The 23834-nt window shown below is 47.6% G+C and carries 26 protein-coding genes; 14 read left to right on the plus strand and 12 right to left on the minus strand.

The genetic code is table 11. The features are described 5' to 3' along the window. Positions 1–129 precede the first annotated feature (129 nt). The 6 genes from ICN24_RS03180 (at position 130) to ICN24_RS03205 (ending at position 6209) form a co-directional block, all read left to right on the plus strand. Entirely contained in the window at positions 130–2367 is a 2238-nt protein-coding gene (locus ICN24_RS03180; protein ID WP_216221279.1) for an NADP-dependent isocitrate dehydrogenase, read from the plus strand. 97 nt (positions 2368–2464) lie between these two features. After that, a complete protein-coding gene (locus ICN24_RS03185) occupies positions 2465–2872 on the plus strand; it encodes a BLUF domain-containing protein (protein WP_216221280.1) in 408 nt (135 codons plus the stop codon). A 77-nt stretch (positions 2873–2949) separates the two neighbouring features. Further along, entirely contained in the window at positions 2950–3912 is a 963-nt protein-coding gene (msrP, locus tag ICN24_RS03190) for a protein-methionine-sulfoxide reductase catalytic subunit MsrP (RefSeq protein WP_216221281.1), read from the plus strand. Positions 3913–3915: 3 nt separating this feature from the next. Next, positions 3916–4482: a lipocalin family protein gene (locus tag ICN24_RS03195; protein WP_216221282.1), complete on the plus strand. Its 567-nt coding sequence runs from the start codon at positions 3916–3918 to the stop codon at positions 4480–4482. 18 nt (positions 4483–4500) lie between these two features. Beyond that, positions 4501–5421 (plus strand): MBL fold metallo-hydrolase, encoded by a 921-nt coding sequence (locus tag ICN24_RS03200; protein WP_216221283.1) that lies wholly within the window; start codon positions 4501–4503, stop codon positions 5419–5421. A 17-nt stretch (positions 5422–5438) separates the two neighbouring features. Next, positions 5439–6209 (plus strand): SDR family NAD(P)-dependent oxidoreductase, encoded by a 771-nt coding sequence (locus ICN24_RS03205; RefSeq protein WP_216221285.1) that lies wholly within the window; start codon positions 5439–5441, stop codon positions 6207–6209. Here the strand turns inward: ICN24_RS03205 and ICN24_RS03210 are convergent. Next, the gene (locus ICN24_RS03210; RefSeq protein ID WP_216221286.1) at positions 6206–6754 is read right to left on the minus strand and encodes a DUF2889 domain-containing protein; all 549 of its coding nucleotides are present in this window, start codon (positions 6752–6754) and stop codon (positions 6206–6208) included. The two genes, ICN24_RS03205 and ICN24_RS03210, sit on opposite strands and share 4 nt — an antisense overlap. A gap of 106 nt (positions 6755–6860) precedes the next feature. Between ICN24_RS03210 and ICN24_RS03215 the strand changes: the two genes are divergently transcribed. Together ICN24_RS03215 and ICN24_RS03220 are read left to right on the plus strand one after the other, a co-directional pair. Continuing rightward, the gene (locus tag ICN24_RS03215) at positions 6861–7589 is read left to right on the plus strand and encodes a pseudouridine synthase (RefSeq protein ID WP_216221287.1); all 729 of its coding nucleotides are present in this window, start codon (positions 6861–6863) and stop codon (positions 7587–7589) included. Continuing rightward, positions 7586–7885: a 4a-hydroxytetrahydrobiopterin dehydratase gene (locus tag ICN24_RS03220; RefSeq protein ID WP_216221288.1), complete on the plus strand. Its 300-nt coding sequence runs from the start codon at positions 7586–7588 to the stop codon at positions 7883–7885. Before ICN24_RS03215 ends, ICN24_RS03220 begins: the two co-directional genes overlap by 4 nt. Before the next feature lies 1 nt (position 7886). Here the strand turns inward: ICN24_RS03220 and ICN24_RS03225 are convergent, their stop codons facing one another. Next, positions 7887–8102, minus strand: coding sequence for a hypothetical protein (locus ICN24_RS03225; RefSeq protein ID WP_216221289.1), 216 nt, complete (start codon positions 8100–8102; stop codon positions 7887–7889). 163 nt (positions 8103–8265) lie between these two features. On the opposite strand from ICN24_RS03225, the gene ICN24_RS03230 reads away from it, so the two are divergent. The 4 genes from ICN24_RS03230 (at position 8266) to ICN24_RS03245 (ending at position 11978) form a co-directional block, all read left to right on the plus strand. Next, positions 8266–8763 (plus strand): (2Fe-2S)-binding protein, encoded by a 498-nt coding sequence (locus ICN24_RS03230; protein WP_216221290.1) that lies wholly within the window; start codon positions 8266–8268, stop codon positions 8761–8763. 9 nt (positions 8764–8772) lie between these two features. Beyond that, entirely contained in the window at positions 8773–10983 is a 2211-nt protein-coding gene (locus ICN24_RS03235) for a molybdopterin cofactor-binding domain-containing protein (protein ID WP_216221291.1), read from the plus strand. 72 nt (positions 10984–11055) lie between these two features. Next, on the plus strand, positions 11056–11646 hold the full coding sequence (locus ICN24_RS03240) for a sulfite oxidase heme-binding subunit YedZ (RefSeq protein ID WP_216221293.1): 591 nt from the start codon (positions 11056–11058) through the stop codon (positions 11644–11646). 8 nt (positions 11647–11654) lie between these two features. Then, positions 11655–11978 (plus strand): hypothetical protein, encoded by a 324-nt coding sequence (locus ICN24_RS03245; protein WP_255532547.1) that lies wholly within the window; start codon positions 11655–11657, stop codon positions 11976–11978. Here ICN24_RS03245 and ICN24_RS03250 read toward each other — a convergent pair. Next, positions 11975–12613, minus strand: a complete 639-nt coding sequence (locus ICN24_RS03250) for an SOS response-associated peptidase (RefSeq protein ID WP_216221294.1) — start codon at positions 12611–12613, stop codon at positions 11975–11977. The genes ICN24_RS03245 and ICN24_RS03250 overlap by 4 nt on opposite strands. A 64-nt stretch (positions 12614–12677) precedes the next feature. Here ICN24_RS03250 and ICN24_RS03255 point away from each other — a divergent pair, with 64 nt between their 5' ends. Beyond that, positions 12678–13523 carry a peptidylprolyl isomerase gene (locus ICN24_RS03255; protein WP_216221295.1) on the plus strand — a complete coding sequence of 282 codons (846 nt, stop codon included), beginning with the start codon at positions 12678–12680 and terminating at the stop codon, positions 13521–13523. Positions 13524–13612: 89 nt separating this feature from the next. On the opposite strand, the gene ICN24_RS03260 is transcribed toward ICN24_RS03255, so the two are convergent. Genes ICN24_RS03260 through fdxA form a run of 4 tightly spaced genes read right to left on the minus strand, consistent with a single transcriptional unit; the run spans position 13613 to position 16327 of the window. After that, complete coding sequence (locus ICN24_RS03260) at positions 13613–14101, minus strand: dihydrofolate reductase (RefSeq protein WP_216221296.1); 489 nt, start codon at positions 14099–14101, stop codon at positions 13613–13615. Position 14102: 1 nt separating this feature from the next. Beyond that, entirely contained in the window at positions 14103–14897 is a 795-nt protein-coding gene (locus ICN24_RS03265; protein WP_216221298.1) for a thymidylate synthase, read from the minus strand. Positions 14898–14941: 44 nt separating this feature from the next. Then, positions 14942–15991 carry an FAD-dependent oxidoreductase gene (locus tag ICN24_RS03270; RefSeq protein ID WP_216222203.1) on the minus strand — a complete coding sequence of 350 codons (1050 nt, stop codon included), beginning with the start codon at positions 15989–15991 and terminating at the stop codon, positions 14942–14944. Positions 15992–16003: 12 nt separating this feature from the next. Further along, the gene (gene fdxA / locus ICN24_RS03275) at positions 16004–16327 is read right to left on the minus strand and encodes a ferredoxin FdxA (RefSeq protein ID WP_216221301.1); all 324 of its coding nucleotides are present in this window, start codon (positions 16325–16327) and stop codon (positions 16004–16006) included. 98 nt (positions 16328–16425) lie between these two features. Here fdxA and ICN24_RS03280 point away from each other — a divergent pair, with 98 nt between their 5' ends. Then, positions 16426–17439, plus strand: coding sequence for a D-glycerate dehydrogenase (locus ICN24_RS03280; protein WP_216221302.1), 1014 nt, complete (start codon positions 16426–16428; stop codon positions 17437–17439). Positions 17440–17515: 76 nt separating this feature from the next. Here the strand turns inward: ICN24_RS03280 and ICN24_RS03285 are convergent, their stop codons facing one another. From ICN24_RS03285 to ICN24_RS03305, 5 genes are all read right to left on the minus strand, one after another. Then, positions 17516–17809 carry a hypothetical protein gene (locus ICN24_RS03285; RefSeq protein ID WP_114639669.1) on the minus strand — a complete coding sequence of 98 codons (294 nt, stop codon included), beginning with the start codon at positions 17807–17809 and terminating at the stop codon, positions 17516–17518. Positions 17810–17821: 12 nt separating this feature from the next. After that, a complete protein-coding gene (gene glp / locus ICN24_RS03290; RefSeq protein WP_216221304.1) occupies positions 17822–19138 on the minus strand; it encodes a gephyrin-like molybdotransferase Glp in 1317 nt (438 codons plus the stop codon). Further along, complete coding sequence (mobA, locus tag ICN24_RS03295) at positions 19135–19740, minus strand: molybdenum cofactor guanylyltransferase MobA (protein ID WP_216221306.1); 606 nt, start codon at positions 19738–19740, stop codon at positions 19135–19137. Before mobA ends, glp begins: the two co-directional genes overlap by 4 nt. Continuing rightward, entirely contained in the window at positions 19740–20867 is a 1128-nt protein-coding gene (moaA, locus tag ICN24_RS03300) for a GTP 3',8-cyclase MoaA (RefSeq protein WP_216221308.1), read from the minus strand. Before moaA ends, mobA begins: the two co-directional genes overlap by 1 nt. A gap of 90 nt (positions 20868–20957) precedes the next feature. Next, positions 20958–23597 (minus strand): Rne/Rng family ribonuclease, encoded by a 2640-nt coding sequence (locus tag ICN24_RS03305; protein WP_216221310.1) that lies wholly within the window; start codon positions 23595–23597, stop codon positions 20958–20960. Between the last annotated feature and the right edge of the window lie 237 nt (positions 23598–23834).

The raw sequence follows: 23834 nt of genomic DNA on the forward strand, positions 1-23834 counted from the left end.
ACTCGCCTCATTGGCAAACCGGCCTTCTATAAAAGGGAAGCCAGCTACAAGCGATTTGCAAAATGCGGACAAGAGAGTGGCAGGTGAAAGACCTGACTCTGTAAATTTATCAATATTGAGGAAACGTTAATGGCTTCAGAGAAATCAAAGATTATTTACACGCTGACAGACGAAGCGCCGCTTTTGGCGACTTGCGCTTTTTTGCCAATTATTCGTACGTTCACAGCGCCTGCCGGAGTAGAGATTGTGAAGAGCGACATTTCTGTTGCTGCACGCATCTTGGCTGAGTTTTCCGATTGCTTAACGGATGCACAAAAGGTGCCAGATAATTTGGCTGAGTTGGGTAAGATGACTTTATTGCCGGACACCAACATCATTAAGCTCCCAAACATTAGCGCCTCGGTTCCGCAGTTATTGGCTGCCATCAAAGAATTGCAGTCCAAGGGCTACAAGATCCCAAATTTCCCAGAAGATCCAAAGACTGACGAAGAGAAGGCGATTCGTACGCGTTACTCTAAGTGCTTGGGTAGTTCTGTAAACCCAGTATTGCGCGAAGGTAACTCTGACCGCCGCGCTCCACCCGCAGTCAAGCGCTATGCTCGTAAAAACCCACACTCTATGGGTGAGTGGAGCCAAGCTTCTCGTACGCACGTTTCTCACATGCATGGTGGCGACTTCTACTCAAGCGAGAAGTCCATGACGATGACCAAGGCCTGTGATGTGAAGATGGATTTGGTCACCAAGAGTGGCAAGACGATTGTGCTCAAACCAAAAGTCTCTTTACTCGCTGGAGAAATTATCGATAGCATGTACATGAGTAAAAAGGCCCTGTGTGAGTTCTACGAAAAAGAAATCGAAGACGCATACAAGACCGGCATGATGTTGTCCTTGCACGTGAAGGCGACCATGATGAAGGTTTCTCACCCAATCGTGTTTGGTCACGCAGTGAAGATTTTCTACAAGGATGCTTTTGAGAAACACGCCAAGCTGTTTGAAGAGTTGGGTGTGAATGCCAATAACGGCATGAGCAGCCTCTACGAAAAGATTAAAACTTTGCCTGAATCCAAGCGCGAAGAAATTATTCAAGATTTGCACGCTTGCCACGAACATCGTCCAGCATTGGCGATGGTGGATTCTGCTAAAGGCATTACCAACTTGCATTCCCCAAGCGACGTGATCGTGGACGCATCTATGCCTGCCATGATTCGTGTAGGCGGCAAGATGTGGGGCGCGGATGGCCGCTTGCATGACACCAAGGCGGTGATCCCTGAAAGTACTTTTGCCCGTATCTATCAAGAGATGATTAATTTCTGTAAGACTCACGGTAACTTTGATCCAAGAACTATGGGCACTGTGCCTAACGTTGGTTTGATGGCTCAGCAAGCTGAAGAGTATGGCTCACACGACAAGACTTTTGAAATTCCAGAAGCAGGTGTAGCCCGTATTGTTGCGGATGATGGCACTGTATTGCTCGAGCAAAACGTGGAAGAGGGCGATATCTGGCGTATGTGCCAATGTAAAGATGCCCCGATTCGCGATTGGGTCAAATTGGCTGTGAACCGTGCGCGCTTGTCTAATACACCAGCAGTATTCTGGTTGGACGAGTACCGTCCACATGAAGCTGAGCTCATCAAGAAAGTCAAAACCTATCTGAAAGATTACGATCTGGAAGGTGTTGATATCCAGATCATGTCTCAGACTCGTGCAATGCGTTACACCCTTGAGCGCGTTATTCGTGGCAAGGACACCATCTCGGTTACTGGCAATATCTTGCGTGATTACCTCACTGACTTGTTCCCAATTATGGAATTAGGAACCAGCGCGAAAATGTTATCTATCGTGCCGTTGATGGCTGGTGGTGGCTTGTTCGAAACAGGTGCTGGTGGCTCTGCTCCGAAGCATGTACAGCAATTGGTTGAAGAGAACCACTTGCGTTGGGATTCTTTAGGTGAGTTCTTGGCATTGGCGGTATCACTTGAGGATATCGGCGACAAGACAGGTAATCCAAAAGTCAAAATCTTGGCTCGCACTCTCGATGAGGCGACTGGTAAATTATTGGACAACAATAAGTCACCATCTCCACGGACAGGTGAATTGGATAACCGCGGCAGCCAGTTCTACTTGGCAATGTATTGGGCAGAAGCTTTGGCCGCGCAAACCGAAGACAAAGAGTTGCAGGCGTACTTTGCTCCTTTAGCCAAGACTTTGGCTGAAAACGAGCAGAAGATCACTGCGGAACTCAAGGCAGTTCAAGGCAAGCCAGCAGATATTGGTGGTTACTTTGTTGCTGACCCTGAGAAGTGCAAAGCAGTAATGCGCCCAAGCCCAACGTTCAATGCAGCTTTGAAAGCAGCAAGAGCAGCATAGGTATAAGCGCTAAGACCTAATTTTAATAATTAGGTTTAATATTTAAAGGCAAACTTTCGGGTTTGCCTTTTTTATTGATTATTCGCGTTATCAATTCATGCCTAAACCAAAAGACCTGATCGAATTAAGCTATCTGAGCGAAGCTGTCTTAGATATGTCTTTTTTGGGTCTAATGCGACTCTTAGAGTCGGCGCGGGCATTTAATCAAGATCATGGCATCACTGGCATCTTGTTTTACGATAACCAGCAGTTTGGTCAGATCATTGAGGGAGAGCGCGCCAATATTATGAAATGTTGGAAGCGTATTCAAGAAGATAAGCGCCATCATCGGGTTGAGTTGCTAGAGATACGAGAAATTACTGAACGCAGCTACCCTGAGTGGCTTTTGCGCTTCTATGGTGGCGAGTCTTTAGTAAAGGACTACCCCGTTCTAGAGAAGATGGTGGGCGGTATGGACAAGCACAGCCTCAACCTGCTCAATAAAATGCGGGCTGCACAGACCTAAAGCATTTACAGGCCGTTCGCCAAGCAATAAATTCATATCGGTAGCAAAATAGACCCATTACATCAATGGGGTTCGCCATGCGTTTTATTGATAAAACCATCCTTGCTAGTGATATCACGCCTCAAGCTGTTTTCGAAAACCGCCGCGCCTTAATCAAGACTGCGGCAGCTGGGGGCTTTGGTGCGGCCTTGGCGCCTTGGTTTTCAAGGCAGGCATTGGCAGCTAGCCCCGAGAAGCTAAATGCAACCCTTAATACAGCCTATAGCACCAAAGATGAGGCGACACCTTATAAGTACGTCACTAGCTATAACAATTTCTATGAGTTTGGCACTGATAAGGCGGATCCCGCTGCCAATGCTGGCAGCTTGCAAACCAAACCATGGACGATTTCGATTGAGGGCTTGGTCAAAAAGCCTGTCACCCTAGATATGGATGCGCTATTAAAAATAGCGCCGCTAGAAGAGCGTATTTATCGGATGCGCTGTGTGGAAGGTTGGTCGATGGTCATCCCTTGGGATGGTTACTCCCTCTCCAAACTCATTAACAAAGTAGAGCCTTTAAGTTCTGCCAAGTATGTGGAATTTATTTCTTTAGCCGATCGCAAACAAATGCCTGGGGTGAGCAGCAATATCCTAGACTGGCCATATCGTGAGGGTTTGCGGATGGATGAGGCAATGAACCCTTTAACGCTTCTGACTTTTGGTTTATATGGCGAGGTATTGCCTAAGCAAAATGGTGCACCTGTACGGATTGTGGTGCCTTGGAAGTATGGCTTTAAAAGCGCTAAATCCATTGTTAAGATTCGCTTTACTGAAGAGATGCCTAAGACGAGCTGGAATCAGTTCGATGCGCGTGAATACGGCTTTTATTCGAACGTCAATCCATTAGTGGATCATCCACGCTGGAGTCAGGCTACAGAGCGACGCATTGGTGATGCGAAAGGTATGTTTGCGCCAAAGATTAAAACCCAAATGTTCAATGGCTATGGTGATCAAGTGGCAAGCTTGTATGCCGGTATGGATTTGAAAAAATACTACTAAATGATGAAGAAATTACACGCTGCGGTTTTGGGTATAGCGATTACGCTATTGAGTTTTTCTGCCTTTAGTCAGACGGATTCTTCTGTAAAGACTATCGCATCATTGGACGTACCGCGCTATCTCGGTACCTGGTATGAGATTGCGAAATTTCCGAATTGGTTTCAGAAAAAATGCATTGGCAATACCCAAGCAGTTTATTCGCTGAGATCCGATGGCTCCTTGAAAGTGCTCAATAGCTGCAAAACAAGTGATGGCGAAACAACTCAAGCGGAAGGTACTGCTAGGCAGATAGGCGCAAAAGATTCCCCTAAGCTAGAAGTACGATTTGCTCCCGCATGGCTCTCGTTCGTACCCTTCGTATGGGGTGATTATTGGGTTATTGACTTAGATCCGCAATATCAAGTTGCAGCAGTGAGCGATCCGAAACGGGAATATCTTTGGGTACTCTCTAGAACGCAGCAGCTTGACCCAAAAATCTATCAAGACTTGCTGCAACGCTTGCAGACGCAACAGTTTGATACACGCAAGCTAGAGTTGACCACTCAGGCTAATGCTTCGCTCAAGAACTAAAGCAGGTGTATTGATTTAATGCCCTATTCATTACCTGCAGGTATTGAAATCTTCGAGAGAGGATGGCTATCTGCCAACAATATTCTCCATATTGGCGAAGCAGATGTCTCCATTGTTGATACTGGATATTGTGCGCACCAAGCAATGACCTTAGATTTAGTGCGCAATGCATTGCAAAAACATGGCGTATCGCATCTGCATAAAGTGATCAATACGCATTTACATTCCGATCACTGCGGGGGCAACGCTTCTTTAGCGAAAACGTATCAAAGCGATATTTATATTCCGGCAGCCGAGGCCTTGGCAGTCAAAGATTGGAATCTTGACTTGTTAAGTTATCTCAACCTTGGCCAAGAGTGTCCAGAGTTTCGGTATCAGGGTTTACTCATTCCAGACCAGGAAATCATGCTCGGAGCTTATCCCTGGAAAATATTGGCTGCTCCAGGGCACGATCCGCACTCTGTCATGCTGTATCAAGAGCAATTTGGTATTCTGATATCCGCTGATGCCTTGTGGGAAGATGGCTTTGGTGTGATCTTTCCTGAGCTGTGGGGGGAGTCTGGTTTTGAAGAGGTTGCCCAAACGTTGGAGCTCATTGAGGGGCTAGAGGTGGCGCTGGTGATACCGGGGCATGGCAAGCCCTTTACGGATCTTGCGCAATCGCTGGAAAAAGCAAGATCACGTTTGGATTATTTATCATCTAACCCAGATCGTAATGCGCGCCATGGGGCTAAAGTCCTATTGAAATACAAATTATTAGAATGGCGTAGCAAAGAAATAGATCAAGTGCGTCAATGGATCTGCAATACACCCGCCTTAAATAGTGCGGCAAAGCAGTTGAATATGGAGATCAGTGAATTTAGTCATTGGCTACCCCAAGCATTAGTAAAGTCTGGGGCGGCTGTGTTTGAAGGCAATCATTTAGTAGATCAAATTTAATTTTAAGAAGAGGCAATATGGAACATACCGTTTTAGTAACTGGGGCAACTGCAGGTTTTGGTGAGGCAACTGCCCGACGTTTTTTGGCTCATGGCCACAAAGTGATTGCAGTAGGCCGTAGAGCGGAGCGTTTGGAGTCTCTGAAAGCCTCGCTACCTGCTGAGCAGCAGAAAAAATTACTGACCTTGGTTGTAGATGTATGTGATAGCGCCAAAGTAGATGCTTTGGCTGCAACACTGCCAGCTGAATTTGCTAAGGTCACAGTGCTCGTCAATAACGCTGGCTTAGCTTTGGGCTTGGAGCCAGCTCACAAGGCCTTTTTGAGCGATTGGGATCAAATGATTGATACCAATATCAAGGGCTTGGTACATATGAGCCGCGCATTCTTACCCGGTATGGTCGAGCGCAAACAAGGTCATGTGATTAACCTAGGTTCTGTGGCGGCTAATTACCCTTACCCAGGCGGTAACGTGTATGGCGGTACGAAAGCTTTCGTAAAGCAATTTAGTTTGAATTTGCGCGCGGATTTAATTGGTACACCAGTCCGGGTGACTTGTATTGAGCCAGGTATGTGCGCCGGCACCGAGTTTTCGAACGTACGTTTTAAAGGCGATGACGGTAAGGCTGAGCAAGTCTATACCGGCGTCAAAGCCTTGAGTGCAGATGATGTGGCTGAAGCGATTTATTGGTCTGCCACCCTACCAAGTCATATGAATATCAATGTCTTGGAGATGATGCCAGTTCAACAGGCATTCAATGCCTTTAACGTCCACCGCGGAGAGTTTTAAGACGGTTTGTCTTGATCTTTCCAGCGGTAAAACTTGGGATAGACGCGCATGACAACGGGGCCATTAAAGTCCCAAGACTTGCAGGTCCCCAAGTAAAGCGGCGGCTTGTTTTCATCGGGGTCAAACAATGCTCCCGGAATCGATTGGAAGGCTGCAGTAGCTAAGCTATTTAATAGCTCTCGTAAATGGGTGCAGCCTGCAATGCCACCAAGATGGGTTTGAATCGTTTTACGCCAGCCCTTACCAAGACGTGCCCCAATCAGCGAGTCCATCGGCGGAATCACTTGTGGGCATTCCGGGTGAGGGTGACCATCCATCACGACTTCAATATCTTGGATCACTAATTCATTGTTGACGGTAAGGCGTACCCACATGTCATGAAAGGCTTCGCCGGGCTGCCAAGTTGTATCCCCGGTCACAAAAGGATTGGATTTGTAATCCTTGAGATGGCCCTCGATATCCCATAAGCCATCCTCACGGGCAAAGCCGTTAAATGTAATCTCCCGCGTATGCAGGGGTGAGCGTGGTTTTGGGGATGAGAGCATAGTTTCTGGAGGAGGCTAAACGATTTCTCTAATGATAATGAATTTGAGTCTATTGGCCTTTAGGTTGGATCTCTACACGCTTGCTCTGTAGTATGCTCTGCAGCATATGGCAAAACCGATTTCTCTTGAAAAAATACTCTTTAGCCAAGGCTTTGGCACCCGTCGTTATTGCAGCGATTTAGTCTACGCTGATTTAGTAAAGGTCAATGGTGTTTTAGCACAGGACCCGGAAGAGCGCATTCCCACAGATGGTTTGATGCTCAACGTTGAGGGTAGAGATTGGGAATACCACGAGAAGGCCTACATTGTCTTTAATAAGCCAGCAAACTATGAGTGTTCTCATAAGACCACCCACCATCCTAGCGTCTATAGCCTTTTGCCAAGCCCATTTGTAGAGCGGGGTTTGCAGTGCGTAGGGCGGCTAGACTACGACACCACCGGTTTGTTATTGATTTCAGATGATGGTCAATTTATACATAAGATGACCACGCCGAAAAAGAATATTGGCAAGGTCTATGAGATCACAACACCAGATCCAATTACCCAAGCGCAAATGGATCATTTATTAAATGGGGTGGTCTTGGATGATGATCCCCGGCCTTGTCATGCCACTGCTTGTGAGCAGCTTTCTGAAAATACGTTAGCAATGACCATAGTTGAAGGCCGCTATCACCAAGTAAAACGGATGATGGCAGCGGTGGGGAACCATGTAGCAAAACTCCATCGCATAAAAATTGGAGCCTATGCGATGCCGCAAGATTTGGCCCAGGGCCAATGGCGCTGGCTCTATCCGGATGATTTGAAAAATCTCTCGCAAAGCGAAGAACAAAAATGAGTCAGCCAGATTTACTCAAGGACCTTGATATTGGAAAAATACTTCCCTTGTGGGAGTTGGATGCTTCCAAAAAGAAAATCACGCGTGAATTTGTATTTCAGGACTTTCAACACGCTTTTGCGTTTATGACGCGTTGTGCGCAATACGCTGAAGAGGTCGATCATCATCCAGATTGGTCAAACTCCTGGAATAAAGTCTTTGTAGAGCTTACTACCCATTCTTTGGGGGCTTTGAGTCAGCTCGATATTCAGTTGGCCCTAGCAATGGATCGATTTGCACAAGAGGCCCAAGACTAATTTAGTGCTCTTCGCCTTCGTGATCCTCTTCATTAAGGCTCATCAAGATAGTTGCCAGTAAGCCATAAACCACCTCGGTGGAAATCATGCCATCTTCATCGAGTTCATCGATGAGGTCATTTAAGCAGTCCTCAGTAGGCTCATTGAGGAGGGTCATGGCGCATTCGCACCCATAGTCAAAATCTTCGTCGTTTTGGGTTTGATCTTCGTTTGTCATGGATATCCTTAATTGAAGGCTCAGAATAGCAAATTACGCCCAACTTCGATAGCAAAAATGGTTTATTTTTAGCTGCCTGGATTCTAGGTAAAAAATCCGATGTGCACCTGCAAAAAATCAATAATGATTTATAGTGATTTGAAAATAAAACAAAGGAGACAGCATGCAGCTAAACATCAATGGCCAGGTCCATAATGTGGACGTAGAGCCTAATATGCCCTTGTTGTGGGCCATCCGTGAAGTAGTGGGTCTCACCGGCACAAAGTATGGGTGCGGTGTAGCCCAATGTGGGGCCTGTACGGTCTATATGAATGGTGAACCTATTCGCTCCTGCTCTGTACCTGTATCGGCTGTGGGTGCCGCCAAGATCACTACTATTGAAGCCCTTTCTAAAGATAATTCCCATCCTGTGCAACAGGCCTGGATTGCGCTAGATGTTCCGCAATGTGGTTATTGCCAATCCGGACAGGTAATGGCCGCAGCGGCCTTACTCAAAAGAAATCCAAAACCCAGTGATGCAGATATTGATAATGCAATGGCCAATATTTGCCGTTGCGGTACCTATCAAAAAATACGCGATGGGATTCATGTGGCATCTGGTCAGAAAAAATTGGCAGATGTGTTGGCACAATATCAAGCCTCTCCGGCAACACGTGGGTAAGGGGGCGATATGACAATTCAAAATACATCACGTCGCGAATTCATTATTAAAGGCACCATGATTGGTGGTGGTCTGATGCTGGGAGTCGGTGCTTTGCCAGAGCTTGCATTGGCTCAAGCGGGCGCTGCATATGATCCTAATTCTCCAACTAAGATGGGCGAGGCCGAGGTAAATGCCTGGGTCAGTATTAAGCCAGATGACACGGTATACGTTCGTATTGCACGTTCAGAAATGGGTCAGGGTACGCGCACTGGTTTAGCGCAACTAGTGACCGAAGAATTAGAGTGCAATTGGAAGAAAGTAAAAACCCAATCTGCTACTCCTGGACAGAGTTTGGCACGCAAACGTGTATGGGGCGAGCATGGCACTGGCGGTAGTCGTGGCATTCGTATATCGGAGGACTATGTACGTCGTGGCGCAGCAGCAGCACGCATCATGCTCGTACAAGCAGCCGCCAATCAATGGAATGTGCCGGTTAGTGAGTTAAGTGTTAGCAAGGGTGTCATTACCCATGTGCCTACTGGTCGCAAAACGACCTATGGAAAAGTGGCTGAGCTTGCCTCCACGCTTACCCCGCCAGATCCAAAAACGATTACCTTAAAAAATCCACGGGATTGGAAGGTGGCTGGACAGCCTTATGCCCGTTTAGATACTGCCAATAAGGTCAATGGTAGCAAGGTCTATGGTGCAGATTTACAAATGCCAGGCATGCTCTGTGCCTCGGTTAAATCTTGCCCTGTGTTTGGTGGCAAGTTGGTGAGTTACGATGCAGCTAAAGTTAAAAATATGCGTGGCGTCAAAGGCGTTGTGCAGATTGATGACAGCACCGTTGCGGTCGTGGCAGATACTTGGTGGCGCGCTAATACCGCCTTAAATGCCTTACCGATTGTCTGGAATGAAGGCAAGGCCGCCAATGTCTCACAGACAGATATCGACAAAATGCTACGCAATGGCTTGGATGAGCAAGGCGACTTTTGGCAACGCAAAGTAGGGGATGCTCCTGAGGCAATTCAAAGTGCATCTAAAAAAGTAGAGGCTATTTATTACACGCCATATCGTGCGCACGTTACGATGGAGCCGATGAATGCCACTGTCAAAATTAGTGGCGATCGCGCTGAAGCTTGGGTCCCGACACAAAATGGTGAAGGCTCCTTGGCGGCATTATCTGAAGCCACTGGCATCCCTCTGGCCAATTGTGAAGTTTATAAGCTCGATTCTGGTTGTGGCCTTGGGCGTCGTGGCTCCACCCAGGATTTCACTACTTACGCCGCAAAGGTTGCCATGCAGTTTCCAGGAGTGCCTGTAAAGGTACTGTGGAGTCGTGAAGAAGATCTCACGCATGATTACTACCATCCGATAGCGATGGCCAAAATGACCGCGGGCATCGATACCGGCGGTAATGTGACAGGCATGCACATTAAAGTGGCTGGCCAATCTATCAATGCAACATTGGCGCCTAGTGCGATTAAAGATGGCAAGGATGAGCGTCAACTGCAAGGCTTTTATGAAAACGGCCCTGATGCGCAATTGGGTTACACCTTCCCAACACTCCTGACAGAGTATGTCATGAAAAACACGCATGTCCCAGTAGGTCCATGGCGCGGTGTGAATACCAATCAGAATGGTATCTTCATGGAATGCTTTATGGATGAGTGCGCCAAGGCTGCCGGAAAAGACCCGGTTAAATTTAGACAAGCGCTGATGCAAAGTCACCCCAAGCATTTAGGTGTACTCAATGCGGCAGCCCAGAAAGCCAATTGGGATAAACCTTTGCCGGCGGGAACCTATCGCGGTATTGCGCAGTTCATGGGCTATGCCAGCTACTCCGCTTGTGTGGCTGAGGTGGCGGTGGATGGCAATGTAGTACATGTTAAGCGCCTAGTGTTTGCATTGAACTGTGGCCATGTTGTGAATCCCTATTTAACGCGTGAGCAAATTGAAGGGTCTGTAGCAATGGCTCTGGGCGCGATTTTCAATCCAGAAATTACGGTTGAAAATGGCCGCATCAAACAACAGAACTTAGACTCATATCCGATGATTAAGTTGGCTTCAACCCCCAGAATCGAAAGTGTGCTCGTACCGACTTATGACTTTTGGGGTGGGGTAGGAGAGCCAACCATCTGCGTGGTGGGTCCTGCGGTTGCCAATGCAATCTCTGCTGCTATTGGCAGACCAGTACGAAACTTCCCGCTATATAAGGAAGGTTTGAGTTTGGCGTAGTTAGTTACGAATCAATGGTGCAATTTCGACCCTATCAAACCTGTTTTTGATGGGGTCGTTTAACATGTACTGATGAGATTGTTGAAAAGCATCGTGTTTCTGTGCTGCCTGCTTCCATTAGGGCGCTTGGTATGGCTTGCTTATACCGATGATTTGGGAGCCAATCCTATTGAGTTTATGACGCGCTCGACTGGAACTTGGGCGCTTGTATTGCTGTGTATTACTCTAGCTATGACACCAATGCGCTTGCTTACAGGCTCAGCGGTTTGGGTCAAACTGCGCCGTATGCTTGGCCTGTTTTGTTTTTTCTACGCCGTCTTGCATTTCAGCATTTGGTTTTATTTAGATCAAGGTTTAGATGTGCAGGCTATGGTGCATGATGTACTCAAGCGACCATTTATTACGATGGGATTTTTGTCCTTGGTCTTATTGATCCCATTGGCACTCACCTCCAATCAATGGTCAGTACGTAAACTGGGTAGACGTTGGAGCATCTTGCATAAACTGGTTTATGTTATTGCCGCTACCGTCATCATTCACTACTGGTGGCATAAAGCCGGTAAGAATGATGTACAAATCGTCATGATTTATGCCGCTATATTGATCCTATTGCTAGTCACTAGGATGCCACTGATACGTAGGCATCTCCAAAAATCGAACTGAAAGAATCAATGAACTTATTTAGCGCGCTATTCGCCGCTTGCCTCCTAGTAATGGGTATGTCTGCGTCAGCACAGACTCCACCTCAGCCAGAGATGAAAACTTTTTCACCTTACACATCAGAGCAGATCAAAGCCTTTAATCAACAAGGCCTCTCGCCGACTGAGGGAGTCTTTGGGCCAGTAGATGGAGGGGGCGGTCAGCAAATTCGAAATCAGAAACCGCCATTGGATTCGAAATTCTTCAATGTGCCTATTGGGGAGCAAGAGGCTGAAGCTCTAGAAACAGAATCTGCAGAGCCTTATCAGCCAGAAACGCCAACTATTTCCTTTTAGATCTGCCCTGCTGTTTCAGCAAAGTAAAGTTCAGGCATGGAATTAAGGCTCAAGATTTCTCGGGCAGTTTCGGGCGTAGCATTTAACCAGGCGTCAAACAATTTAGGATGAAGCGGTACTACCGTACGCTTTTCGTCTTCTGGCTTATGACAACGACTCAGGATGGGGTGATGCTCTGCTGCAATCGTGAGCATAGAAAATGAGACGATTAATTCACCGGTCTCAGGTTCTGTCCAGGTATCCCAAATCGAAGCAATCGCCATTGGCTCCCCATTAGCTTGGACAATTTTGCTGCGCACAGCTTTGCCCGACTCATAACAAGGCTCATAAAACGCATCAGCTAGGGCGAGGGCATAGTGACGTTTAGACCAAGCTTGTCTATAAGAGGGCTTCTCACTAACAGTTTCTGATCTAGCGTTATAGGTTTTTCTACCAAAGTCTTCGTCTTTTGCCCAAGATGGGATGAGGCCAAAACGGGCCAAGCCGATTGCAGTGCGTTGGGTATTGTGACTCTTGAGCACAATCGGGCCTGGATAAGTCGGAAAGACATCATGCGTACTAGAAATGGGCAGATCTAAGTCAAAGTGGGATTTAACCCAATCGATACTGACGGTAGAGAGGTATTGAACGCACATCTGGGGATTTTACTGTCAGGGCTACTGTTACTATTGGGGTTCTATTGTTAAAAGATGAACCCTCATGAAATTATTTGCTTCCCCATTCAAATTCAAGCCAGTTGCCTGCCATTTTATTGCTGCTGGTATTTTAGTTATGGCTGGTATTGCCTCTGCAGGTGCGCAACAAAGCGGCTTACCTATTAATGCAGCTGCTTCAGTGAACGGAACTATTATCACCAATGATATGGTGGAGCAGGGAATTCGGATGGCAACCTCTCAAGGTCAAAAAGATTCTCCTGAGTTACGTAGAGCGGTGATTCAAAAATACATAGAAGTATTACTACTCTCTCAGCAAGCTGAAAAAGACGGCTTGGCAAATTCTGAAAAAGCCAACTCTCAGTTAATGTTGATTCGTCAAAATTATTTAGCGGACTTAGAGCTTTCCACCTTTATGTCACAAAATCCTATTTCTGATGCAGACGTTCAGGCGGAGTACAACAAACAAGTGGCTTCACTTGGACCTTCCGGCATGATTGTGGAATACAAGATTAGTGATATCGCAGTGGCAACGGAAGCCGATGCCCAAGCCGCATACAATCGCATCAAAAAAGGGGAGTCCTTTGATAAGGTGGCGCGTAGTGTTTCATTGGCCCCAAACAAGGCCCAAGGCGGCGCAGCTGGCTGGGTTCAGGCTGGGCAAGTACCCCAACAAATCTCAGCTGTACTGGTAAATCTTGGTAAGGGACAAACATCCGCACCAATTCAATTGCAGCAGGGTTGGTACATCGTTAAGGTGGAGGATAAAAAATCCAGTAAGCCACCTTCATTTGAGCAAGCCAAGCCAGCAGTCAGAGCAGCTCTTGCTCAAAAGAAACAACTCGAATTTTTGGAAAGCATCGCGAAGAATTCCAAAATTATTGTGCAGTAATCGGTAGACAATCTGCATCGTTCTAAGGGCGATGAACAATAAAAAGGACTCCAAGGAGTCCTTTTTATTTGGAATTAAATTGCCAATCCTTACTGACGTTCGAGGGTCACAAACTCAAAGTCAATGCCATTCTCAAAGCCTGGAGTGCGCTCGATGACATTCCAGGCGTCAGGATTGGGAACCTCAAAGAAGGTGTCGCCACCCTCAACATCGATCGCAATCTCGGTAATAAAGAGTTGATCAGCTTTATCAAAGGCTTGCGTAAAGAGTTGCTCGCCGCCAATCACAAATACCCTCGGAGAGTCGCCGAGGCGATTGAGGGCTTCATCGAGTGAGTCAGCAAGCTCTGCACCATTTGCTAGGTAGTCCGCATTACGGCTAACGACGATATTACGACGTCCTGGCAGGGGGCGACCAATAGATTCCCAGGTTTTACGCCCCATGATGACGGGGTGGCCCATGGTGACACGTTTGAAGAACTGTAAGTCAGCAGAAATTTTCCAGGGCATCTGGTTATCGCGCCCAATCACGTGATTACGTGAACGCGCAACAATCATGGAGATAGCAGGTTGTGTCATATTAAATAGCTACCGGAGCTTTGATGTGGGGGTGGGATTCGTAACCAACAATTTCGAAATCTTCAAACTCGTAATCAAAAATCGAATCTGGTTTACGCAAAATTTTGAGTTTTGGCAGCGGGAAAAAATCTCTCGACAGTTGAAGATCGACTTGTTCTAAGTGGTTGCTATACAAGTGGCAGTCACCGCCAGTCCAAATAAAATCACCCACCTCTAAATCACATTGTTGCGCCATCATGTGGGTGAGCAATGCGTAGCTCGCGATATTGAAGGGCACGCCCAGGAAGATATCTGCGCTGCGCTGGTAGAGCTGGCAAGAGAGTTTGCCGTCAGCAACATAGAACTGAAAGAAGGCATGGCAAGGCGCCAGAGCCATGCGAGGAATATCAGCGACGTTCCATGCTGAAACAATAATGCGGCGGGAGTCCGGATTCTTCTTGATGGTCTCAACGACTTCGGAGATTTGATCGATATGTTTGCCGTTGGGCGCTGGCCATGAGCGCCATTGATAGCCATAGATAGGACCTAATTCACCATCAGGGGCTGCCCACTCATTCCAAATCGAGACGCCGCGCTCTTTGAGCCAGTTGTTGTTTGTGCTTCCTTTGAGGAACCACAGCAATTCATAGATGATGGACTTGAGGTGCAACTTCTTCGTTGTCACCATCGGAAAGCCGTCGGCCAGGTTAAAGCGCATCTGGTGCCCAAATACTGAAAGGGTGCCGGTGCCAGTCCTGTCGGACTTTTTAACACCCTTGGCAAGGACTTCCTTCATGAGATCGTGATATTGGCGCATAGAAAATTGGCTAAAAAGGATTAGAGAACGGTAGTAAGGATAGCTTACTCGAATGTGGGGGAATTTACCCCGAGTGCTTTATGCAGCTTGGGGGAAGTGGTGGTGTACTGCAATTGAATCGGCTTTTCTGGGTTTAGATAGGCAGCTGCCGCAAATGCAGCCAGAGCGGCCTCATGAAAGCCTGACAAAATGAGCTTCTTTTTGCCTGGGTAGACATTGATGTCGCCCACAGCGTAGATGCCTGGAATGCTGGTCTGAAATTTCTCGGTATCCACCACAATTTGTTTGCGGTCAATGTCTAAGGCCCAGTCTGCAATTGGCCCCAATTTTGGAGAGAGGCCAAAAAAGATTAGGAGCGCATCAACGGGTAGCATTTCAATCTCACCATCAATATTGCTAATGGCTAGCTCAGTCAATTGAGCATCTTGAGTTTCAAATCCCGTCACCTGTCCAATACGTAGTTGAATTTTGCCAGCAGCACAAAGCTCACGCATTTGAGTAATCGATTTTGGTGCGGCTTTAAAGTCATCACGGCGATGAATCAGCGTCACACTTGCGGATTTGTCTGCAAAGTAAAGAGCCCAGTCGAGCGCAGAATCTCCGCCGCCACAAATGGCAATGCGCTTACCAATAAATTGCTCTGGATTTTTAACGTGGTAGAAAACGTGCTTGCCCACCCAAGCGTCCATACCCTCTAGGTTTAAGAGTCGCGGCTGAAAGGCGCCAACACCGGCTGCAATAAAAACTGTTTTAGCAAGAAACTGTTGATGTTGAGAGGTGCTCAATAAAAAGCGACCATCTTCCTGCTTTTGTAGCTCGGTCACCTCTTGACCCAAATGAAACTCGGGCTTAAAAGGGGCGATTTGCTTTAGTAAATTCTCAGTGAGTTCACGACCGGTACAAACCGGTACTGCAGGAATATCGTAGATGGGTTTATCGGGATACAACTCAATGCATTGACCGCCAGCTTGGGGTAATGCATCAATCACATGTGCTTTGATGTCTAAGAGGCCGAGCTCAAATACTTGGAAGAGACCTACCGGGCCGGCACCAATAATGACTGCATCGGCATGTGTGGGTGAGTCCAACGCAATTCTCTTAGATGATTACTTTACGAGTTGATCGAGTTTATTTTTGACATCTTTCCACTCTTCAGCATCAGGAAGAGCGGACTTGGATTTGGTGATGGATGTCCAAGATGGGGCTAGTTCAGCATTGAGCTTGATGAAACTCTGTTGATCACCTGGCACATCATCTTCAGCGTAAATAGCATTGACAGGGCACTCTGGTACGCATACCGCGCAGTCGATACACTCATCGGGATCAATCACCAAAAAGTTAGGACCCTCACGGAAGCAGTCGACTGGGCAAACGTCAACGCAATCGGTATATTTGCAGCGGATGCAAGATTCGGTAACAACGTAAGTCATGATATTTGATCTAAAGAGCCTCTGATTTGAGGCTGCCGGGTTGTAAAAACTCAATTTTAGCCGAAATAGCTCGATTTATATGAGGTAAAGTTCCCCCTATGAATACACAGACAAATACCCCAACTAGCTCTCAAAAGCCCAAAATATTGGTCGCTAGGGCGATTTTCCCTGAAGCCCTGGCTAAGCTGGAAGAATCCTTTGAGGTTCAATCCAATCAGGCAGACCAGATTTTGACTCCTGCCCAGTTGCAAGATGCGCTGTCCAAGGTATCGGCGGCCCTGGTGACTGGCAGTGAGCGTATTGATGCTAATGCTTTAGCGCATGCCAAAAATTTAAAAATTGTTGCCAATATTTCAGTGGGCTATAACAACTTTGATGTTCCAGCAATTACTGCTGCTGGTGCAATGGCCACCAATACTCCAGATGTTCTGACGGATACAACGGCTGATTTTGGTTTTGCACTATTGATGGCTACGGCTAGGCGCATCACCGAATCTGAACACTGGATCCGCGCAGGCAAATGGGATAAGTGGTCGATCGTCAACAACCCATTAGGAATGGATTTGCATCACAGTACTGTTGGCATCATTGGTATGGGGCGCATTGGTCAAGGAATTGCAAAGCGTGCCCTTGGTTTTGGTATGAAAGTGATTTATCACAATCGTAGTCGTCTATCCGAGGCTGATGAAAAGGCATGTGGCGCAAGTTACGTCTCCAAAGAAGAATTACTGAAAACGGCAGACCATGTCGTATTGGTATTGCCATATAGCGCACAAAGCCATCACACCATTGGTGCGGCAGAGTTGGCTCTCATGAAGCCCTCTGCAACCCTCATCAACATTGCCCGCGGAGGTATTGTGGATGACGCAGCCTTGGCTCAGGCTTTAAAGAATGGGCAGATTTTTGCAGCTGGACTAGACGTCTTTGAGGGTGAGCCACAAGTGCACCCTGAGTTATTGAAATTGAGTAATGTAGTGCTTGCTCCGCATATCGCTAGCGCAACCGAGAAGACACGTCGCGCCATGGTTGATTTAGCAATCGAAAATGTATATGCTGCTTTAGCTGGAAAGAAACCGCCTAGTTTAATTAACGCGAAAGCGTTTAAGGCTTAAATCAGTGCTGTAAAAATCTGTGATGAAAAAAATAAAGCCGAGAATTTCTCGGCTTTATGTTGATTGCTAGATCGAATTACTCCGCTTCAATTTCCTCTGGTAATTCGCGCAAAGCCAATTCAATCCCACCAAATTTTCCAGCTACCCAGTTGTACACCTTGCAAGCAACCCACAGCAATCCAAAGCCTAAGAGGGCGTTGAGAATTAAGGCTGAAAGCACGGTAAATCCAGGAATAGCACCATCGCGAATAAACGCTACAAATAAGGCCAGCAGTACGATCGGTACTGAGAAACAGAGATAAACCAACACGAGTGTTTTAGCGGTGTGTGTTGGGTCTAGAAAGGCGAGTTCTTTTTTAGTTAATTTCATGATGGAGCAATCTTAAAGCAGTCCATCAAAAAGCGCTATATCCACCCATTGCCCAGCGGCAATATTTCCTTGGTCATGTCCTAGGATGACAAAGCAGTTTGCTTCGCTCATGGAGCGTAAGATGCCGGCGCCTTGGCTACCTGTAAGTCTGACACTTGGACGACCGTCAGCATCATGCCCCAAGATGGCGCGCTGAAATTCAGTACGCCCTGGCTTTTTGCGAATATCTGTTGCGCAGATCGCTTGAACTAGAGGCGGTGTTGTTTGGGTGGCGCCATTGAGTTGCAAAAGGGCGCTACGGACAAATTGGTAGAAGGTCACCATCACAGCAACCGGATTTCCTGGTAAGCCAAAGAAGAGGGTTTTTTTAGCGGGTGCTTTGCCTGGAACAGCACGTAAGGTTCCAAAAGCCATGGGGCGACCGGGGCGCATAGCGATCTTCCAAAAGCCTATATCGCCTAACTCTTGCATGATTTGTTTGGTGAAGTCTGCTTCCCCAACCGAAACGCCGCCAGAAGAAATCAGGACGTCCGCCTGAGATGCGGCCTCAATAAAGGCGCTCTTGAGTGCGGCGGGATCATCTCGCACAATGCCGCAATCAATGACATCGAGATTCAGGCGATTGAGTAGACCTATAAGGCTATACCGATTACTGTCATAAATACTTCCAGCACTCAGCCTATCACCTACAGCACAGAGCTCATCGCCGGAAGAGAGTATGGCAACCTTTAACTTGCGACGCACGCGCAGGGCGGCAATTCCCAATGAAGCTGCAAGACCCAAATCCGATGGCCTTAGTAGGCGTCCAGCAGCGATCGCTGGCTTTCCTTGTTGTAGGTCTTCACCACGTAGACGACGATTCTCACCAGGCTTAAGTTGGTCTCGTTTGAAGCAAATAGTTTGCTCAGTAATGCTGGTAGTGAATTCCTGTGGGATAACAGTGTCACAGCCATGGGGCATTAAGGCGCCTGTCATGATTTTGAGGCAAGCACCCTTAGCAATCTGGCCTTCATATGGTTTGCCAGCGAGAGCGGTTCCGGTGATCTGCAAAGTGATTTCACTATTAATCGTATCCAAGCACTGAGCATCAAAGGCGTAGCCGTCCATTGCTGAGTTATCAGCAGCAGGCACGTCAATTGGGGACAGTAAATCTTCTGCGAGGATACGATTGATCGCTTGATCTAATGAGACGGTTTCAATATCACTGGAATGATTAAGCGCCTCTGACTCTTGCAGTAATTGGGCGACTAGATTAGCAATCGCCTTGCGCGCTTCATCCACATGCAATGAGGATATCAAGAGAATGGGATTATTGGGTGAGTGACTCATACCGATGCCGCTTCTAAAGACTGTAATTCTTCCGGAGTATTAACGTTAGCAAATGCTTGGGAATGATCAAAGACCACGGTACTGCTCTTGAGCTCTTTAAACCAACGATCAATTTTGAGATCCCCTTTTTTTAAGAAGGCCTCTAGAGAATTCGATAAGTTTGCGCGCATGAGGCAAAAGACCGGTTGAGGCCAGATCTTGTCATCCTGCTCTTTGCTAGAGGCGTAGACGAGTTCAAAATCGCCTCGCTCTAATTCGGCGGCTAACTTTGATCCAAGATCGCTCGGCAGTAATGGGGAGTCGCATGGAGTAGTTAGTAGGTAAGGGGTCTTACAGGCTTTGAGGCCGACTGAAAATCCCGCCAGTGGACCTGAGAAGTCGGGCGTTTCATCCATGATGACTGGGTAGCCATAGCCTGCATATTTGGTGATATTGCGATTGGCATTAATGATGATGGAATCTACTTGGTCTCGTAGTCGAGTGATAGTCGATTCAATTAAAGGCTTGTGGTGAAAAAGAATGAAGCCTTTATCAATGCCACCCATGCGTTGGGCGCGACCGCCAGCCAAGATAAGACCGGTAATGTGTTTAGGAGAAATCATTAGCCACCGATATAAGACATTTCGACCTTGCGATTACCGGTAGCCAACTTGGCAGTATTCGAACCACGAATTTCTGAATAGTGATCATCCCGCTGTGACCAAGTATTCATAACGGCATTTGCAATTTCTAAATCACTCTTACCTGAGCGCAGCAGCGTTTTGAAATCAAAGCCCTCATTGGCAAAAAGACAGAGGTACATTTGGCCATCAGTGGAGATGCGTGCACGAGTGCATTCATGACAAAACGTCTGAGTCACGCTCGAGATCACGCCAATTTCTCCAGAGCCATCTTGATAACGCCAACGTTGTGCCACTTCACCTGCGTAGTTCGCCTCAATCGCCTCTAGTGGAAAGGCTTCATGAATCCGTGCAATGACTTCTTTGGAGGGCAGGACTTCAGCCATGTTCCAGCCATTAGAGCTGCCGACATCCATGAACTCAATAAAGCGCAGAATAATTCCACTGCCTTTAAAGTGCTTTGCCATCGAGACGATCTCATGGTCGTTTGTCCCTTTTTTGACCACCATATTGACTTTAATATTGGTAAAGCCAACCTCTTGAGCTGCGACGATGCCATCTAGTACGTCAGCCACCGGAAAGTCAACGTCATTCATCTTTTTAAAGATGGCGTCATCCAAGCCATCTAGACTTACAGTAAGTCTTTGAAGGCCTGCAGCTTTGAGAGCCGAGGCCTTCTTGCGCAAGATGCTGCCATTCGTGGTGAGGGTGAGGTCCAATGGTTTGCCAGTAGAAGTGCGAATGGCTGCGAGCATTTCAATCAGTACTTCTAAATTTTTACGCAACAAGGGCTCGCCCCCCGTCAAGCGAATTTTTTCAACACCCAAGGTAGTGAAGATGGAAGTTAAGCGTGCGATTTCTTCAAAGCTCAATAATTCTTTGTGAGCGAGGTATGGATAGTGCTGATCAAATACTTCCTTTGGCATGCAATAGGTGCAGCGGAAGTTACAGCGATCGGTTACAGAGATGCGCAGATCACGCAGAGTACGTCCTCGGCGATCTTGAGTTTGTGCGTGTGGAGCTAGCAAAGTCCCGCCAATCGATGGAGTAAGGCCTTTGCCTTCATCAATGCGAATGGGGATTACTTTGGAATTTGCTTTTTCAACCATATCTTCAATTATGGCTGTGAAACGGGGTTTCTGCCAAACCGCCCAATATCCTTTTGGGATAAAAGGCGGTCTGGAGAAAAGCTGTAAGGCTTAAACCGTTTTTTCTTGGCCGCCGGTTTCAACCAAAACCATCGGACCTTCCGGCAGGGTGGCTGCTGGCTTAGGTGTTCTGCCTAAATTGTGTGAGGTAGGTTCAGCCTGAATCTGACTCTGGGCTTCTGCGTGCTTAGACGCATCAGTAGCAACCCAAATCATGCCAGCTGATTGAACCACGCTATGCAACGGGGTTTCCTCGAGAGCCTGGAAGGCAACTTTTGGAAGTTCTGGAGCAGGCTTGGAAATCACTTCAACTGAAGCCGCCGCCACTACGACTGTTGGCGCTACGGCTGATGCTGGAGTAGTAGTTTGTGCAGGACGGTTTTGGCGAGGCGCACGTTGTGGTCTTTCGCCACGCTCTTGTTTTTCAGCCGCAGGTTTTGCATTACCAAAACTATTCACAATATTCTGAATCGGCATGGAAGCGGAGGCGCCGGCCATCCCTACTGGAGGTCCGGCAAATGGGCTGGCGGATGGAGCTGCTGCTGTTGCAGTAGGAGCATCGCCATTCTCAGTACGTTCACCACGATCATTGCGGTTGCGACCACGACCACGACGGTTGCGACCACGACCACGACGCTCTTCACCATCAGCACTTGGGGCAGCATCGGTACCAGGAGCTGCTTCAGTCGCTGGGCTTACAGCAACTGGAGTAGCTTGGTTGCGATTGCCTTCTGAGCGCTCAGGCTTTGGACCATTTTGGTTGCGATTGCCGTTACGGTTATTGCGATTACCGTTGCGATTGTTATTGCCTTCAGTAGCTGTGCCTTCAGCGGCATTGGCTGCTGGACGCTCTGCACGATCACCATTGCGATCGTTACGCTCGCCACGACGATTGCGACCGCGATTGCGATCACCATTGCGTCCTTGGTTGCGACCACGATTATTACTTTGTGCGGGCTTCTCTTCCACCGCTGGTGAGGAGGAGAACAGTTTCTTAATGAAGCCAAAGAAGCCACCAGAACTCTCGGTGGTTACTTTTTCAGTGCGTGCTGGACGCGGCTGGCTGATTGGTGCTGGCTGGGTAGGTGTGATCCCTTTTACAGCAGCTTCAGGGCGTGCTTTTACATCCGCATCTTTTTTGCTAACAGTTGTATCAGTCTCCAATTCGCGAGCAGCTTCTTCAGCCATCACGTAACTGGCTTTTTGATCGTCAAGACGTGGATCGTCATGACGTAAACGCTCTAACTTGTAATGTGGAGTTTCCAAATGTTTATTTGGCACCATCAAGACATTAACTTTGAAGCGAGTTTCAATCTTGATGACTTCAGCACGTTTTTCATTTAGGAGGAATGCAGCCACTTCGACTGGTACCTGTGTATGAATCGCTGCCGTATTCTCTTTCATTGCTTCTTCTTGGATGATGCGCAGAACTTGCAATGCAGAAGATTCGGTATCGCGAATATGGCCAGTGCCGTTACAACGTGGGCAGGTTACGTGGCTACCTTCGGAAAGTGCTGGGCGCAAACGCTGGCGTGACATTTCCATCAAGCCGAATTTGGAGATCTTGCCCATTTGAACGCGCGCACGGTCATGACGCAAAGCATCGCGTAGGCGATTCTCAACATCTTTCTGAGCTTTGCTTGATTCCATATCAATGAAGTCGATCACGATCAATCCGCCCAAGTCACGTAAACGTGCTTGACGCGCAATTTCATCGGCGGCTTCTAAGTTGGTACGGGTTGCGGTCTCTTCGATATCAGAGCCGCGGGTTGCACGGGCTGAGTTGACGTCCACAGAAACCAAGGCTTCAGTGTGGTCAATCACAATTGCGCCACCAGAAGGCAGTGGTACGGTGCGTGAATATGCGGTTTCAATTTGATGCTCAATTTGGAAGCGGGAGAAGAGCGGTACATCGTCTTGATAGCGCTTCACACGTGGCAAATTGTCCGGCATCACTACCGACATAAAGGCAGCAGCTTGTTCGTAGATGTCATCGGTATCGATGAGAATCTCGCCAATATCAGGTTGGAAGTAGTCGCGAATTGCGCGAATGACTAAACTAGATTCGAGGTAGATTAATAGCGGTGCAGAGTTGCCTTTGGCAGCCTCATCAATCGCTTTCCACAGCTGCAAGAGATAACTTAAGTCCCACTGCAATTCAGTAGCATCGCGACCAATACCAGCGGTACGAGCAATGATGCTCATGCCATCCGGCACTTCCAACTGGGACATGGCTTCGCGCAGTTCTTGACGGTCTTCACCCTCAATACGGCGAGATACACCACCTCCGCGTGGGTTATTAGGCATTAATACCAAGTAACGACCAGCCAGGGAGATAAAGGAGGTGAGGGCGGCGCCTTTTTGGCCACGCTCTTCTTTTTCTACCTGAACAATGATTTCTTGACCTTCGCGCAAGGCATCCTTAATGGAAGCATTGCGGACATCAATACCTTCTTTGAAGTAGGTTCTAGCAACTTCTTTGAATGGCAAAAAGCCGTGACGCTCTTCACCGTAGTTAACAAAGCAAGCTTCCAGGGAAGGCTCGATGCGGGTAATGACACCTTTGTAGATATTGCCTTTGCGTTGTTCACGACCGGCAGCTTCGATATCGATATCAATGAGTTTTTGACCATCGACGATGGCAACTCGCAACTCTTCTTGTTGAGTTGCATTAAACAACATGCGTTTCATAACACTCTCCTATGGGGGAGGTCGTCGTTGCGCGCTGCGTTAGGGTTCAGTTTGTGCCGCCAAGAGCAAGGCCTTGAGCGGTATGTGAGTGTGGATCATGCAAATCTAGGCACTTTTTGCCTAGTTCACCCAGTTAACGGTTGGTTAAATCGGTGCCACACTTGACGATCGCCGCAGAGACCTCCTTTAGGTCATCAATGCAGGCGCGCGCCTGAAAACTGTCTTCTAATCGCGGGT

Source organism: Polynucleobacter sp. UK-Kesae-W10 (assembly GCF_018881575.1).
Classification (GTDB): domain Bacteria; phylum Pseudomonadota; class Gammaproteobacteria; order Burkholderiales; family Burkholderiaceae; genus Polynucleobacter.

Excerpts from the sequence above, each read along its gene's own strand:
- ICN24_RS03180 (WP_216221279.1), top strand. The coding sequence starts at position 130 with ATGGCTTCAGAGAAATCAAAGATTATTTACACGCTGACAGACGAAGCG.
- ICN24_RS03185 (WP_216221280.1), top strand. The coding sequence starts at position 2,465 with ATGCCTAAACCAAAAGACCTGATCGAATTAAGCTATCTGAGCGAAGCT.
- msrP (WP_216221281.1), top strand. The coding sequence starts at position 2,950 with ATGCGTTTTATTGATAAAACCATCCTTGCTAGTGATATCACGCCTCAA.
- ICN24_RS03195 (WP_216221282.1), top strand. The coding sequence starts at position 3,916 with ATGAAGAAATTACACGCTGCGGTTTTGGGTATAGCGATTACGCTATTG.
- ICN24_RS03200 (WP_216221283.1), top strand. The coding sequence starts at position 4,501 with ATGCCCTATTCATTACCTGCAGGTATTGAAATCTTCGAGAGAGGATGG.
- ICN24_RS03205 (WP_216221285.1), top strand. The coding sequence starts at position 5,439 with ATGGAACATACCGTTTTAGTAACTGGGGCAACTGCAGGTTTTGGTGAG.
- ICN24_RS03210 (WP_216221286.1), bottom strand. The coding sequence starts at position 6,754 with ATGCTCTCATCCCCAAAACCACGCTCACCCCTGCATACGCGGGAGATT.
- ICN24_RS03215 (WP_216221287.1), top strand. The coding sequence starts at position 6,861 with ATGGCAAAACCGATTTCTCTTGAAAAAATACTCTTTAGCCAAGGCTTT.
- ICN24_RS03220 (WP_216221288.1), top strand. The coding sequence starts at position 7,586 with ATGAGTCAGCCAGATTTACTCAAGGACCTTGATATTGGAAAAATACTT.
- ICN24_RS03225 (WP_216221289.1), bottom strand. The coding sequence starts at position 8,102 with ATGACAAACGAAGATCAAACCCAAAACGACGAAGATTTTGACTATGGG.
- ICN24_RS03230 (WP_216221290.1), top strand. The coding sequence starts at position 8,266 with ATGCAGCTAAACATCAATGGCCAGGTCCATAATGTGGACGTAGAGCCT.
- ICN24_RS03235 (WP_216221291.1), top strand. The coding sequence starts at position 8,773 with ATGACAATTCAAAATACATCACGTCGCGAATTCATTATTAAAGGCACC.
- ICN24_RS03240 (WP_216221293.1), top strand. The coding sequence starts at position 11,056 with ATGAGATTGTTGAAAAGCATCGTGTTTCTGTGCTGCCTGCTTCCATTA.
- ICN24_RS03245 (WP_255532547.1), top strand. The coding sequence starts at position 11,655 with ATGAACTTATTTAGCGCGCTATTCGCCGCTTGCCTCCTAGTAATGGGT.
- ICN24_RS03250 (WP_216221294.1), bottom strand. The coding sequence starts at position 12,613 with ATGTGCGTTCAATACCTCTCTACCGTCAGTATCGATTGGGTTAAATCC.
- ICN24_RS03255 (WP_216221295.1), top strand. The coding sequence starts at position 12,678 with ATGAAATTATTTGCTTCCCCATTCAAATTCAAGCCAGTTGCCTGCCAT.
- ICN24_RS03260 (WP_216221296.1), bottom strand. The coding sequence starts at position 14,101 with ATGACACAACCTGCTATCTCCATGATTGTTGCGCGTTCACGTAATCAC.
- ICN24_RS03265 (WP_216221298.1), bottom strand. The coding sequence starts at position 14,897 with ATGCGCCAATATCACGATCTCATGAAGGAAGTCCTTGCCAAGGGTGTT.
- fdxA (WP_216221301.1), bottom strand. The coding sequence starts at position 16,327 with ATGACTTACGTTGTTACCGAATCTTGCATCCGCTGCAAATATACCGAT.
- ICN24_RS03280 (WP_216221302.1), top strand. The coding sequence starts at position 16,426 with ATGAATACACAGACAAATACCCCAACTAGCTCTCAAAAGCCCAAAATA.
- ICN24_RS03285 (WP_114639669.1), bottom strand. The coding sequence starts at position 17,809 with ATGAAATTAACTAAAAAAGAACTCGCCTTTCTAGACCCAACACACACC.
- glp (WP_216221304.1), bottom strand. The coding sequence starts at position 19,138 with ATGAGTCACTCACCCAATAATCCCATTCTCTTGATATCCTCATTGCAT.
- mobA (WP_216221306.1), bottom strand. The coding sequence starts at position 19,740 with ATGATTTCTCCTAAACACATTACCGGTCTTATCTTGGCTGGCGGTCGC.
- moaA (WP_216221308.1), bottom strand. The coding sequence starts at position 20,867 with ATGGTTGAAAAAGCAAATTCCAAAGTAATCCCCATTCGCATTGATGAA.
- ICN24_RS03305 (WP_216221310.1), bottom strand. The coding sequence starts at position 23,597 with ATGAAACGCATGTTGTTTAATGCAACTCAACAAGAAGAGTTGCGAGTT.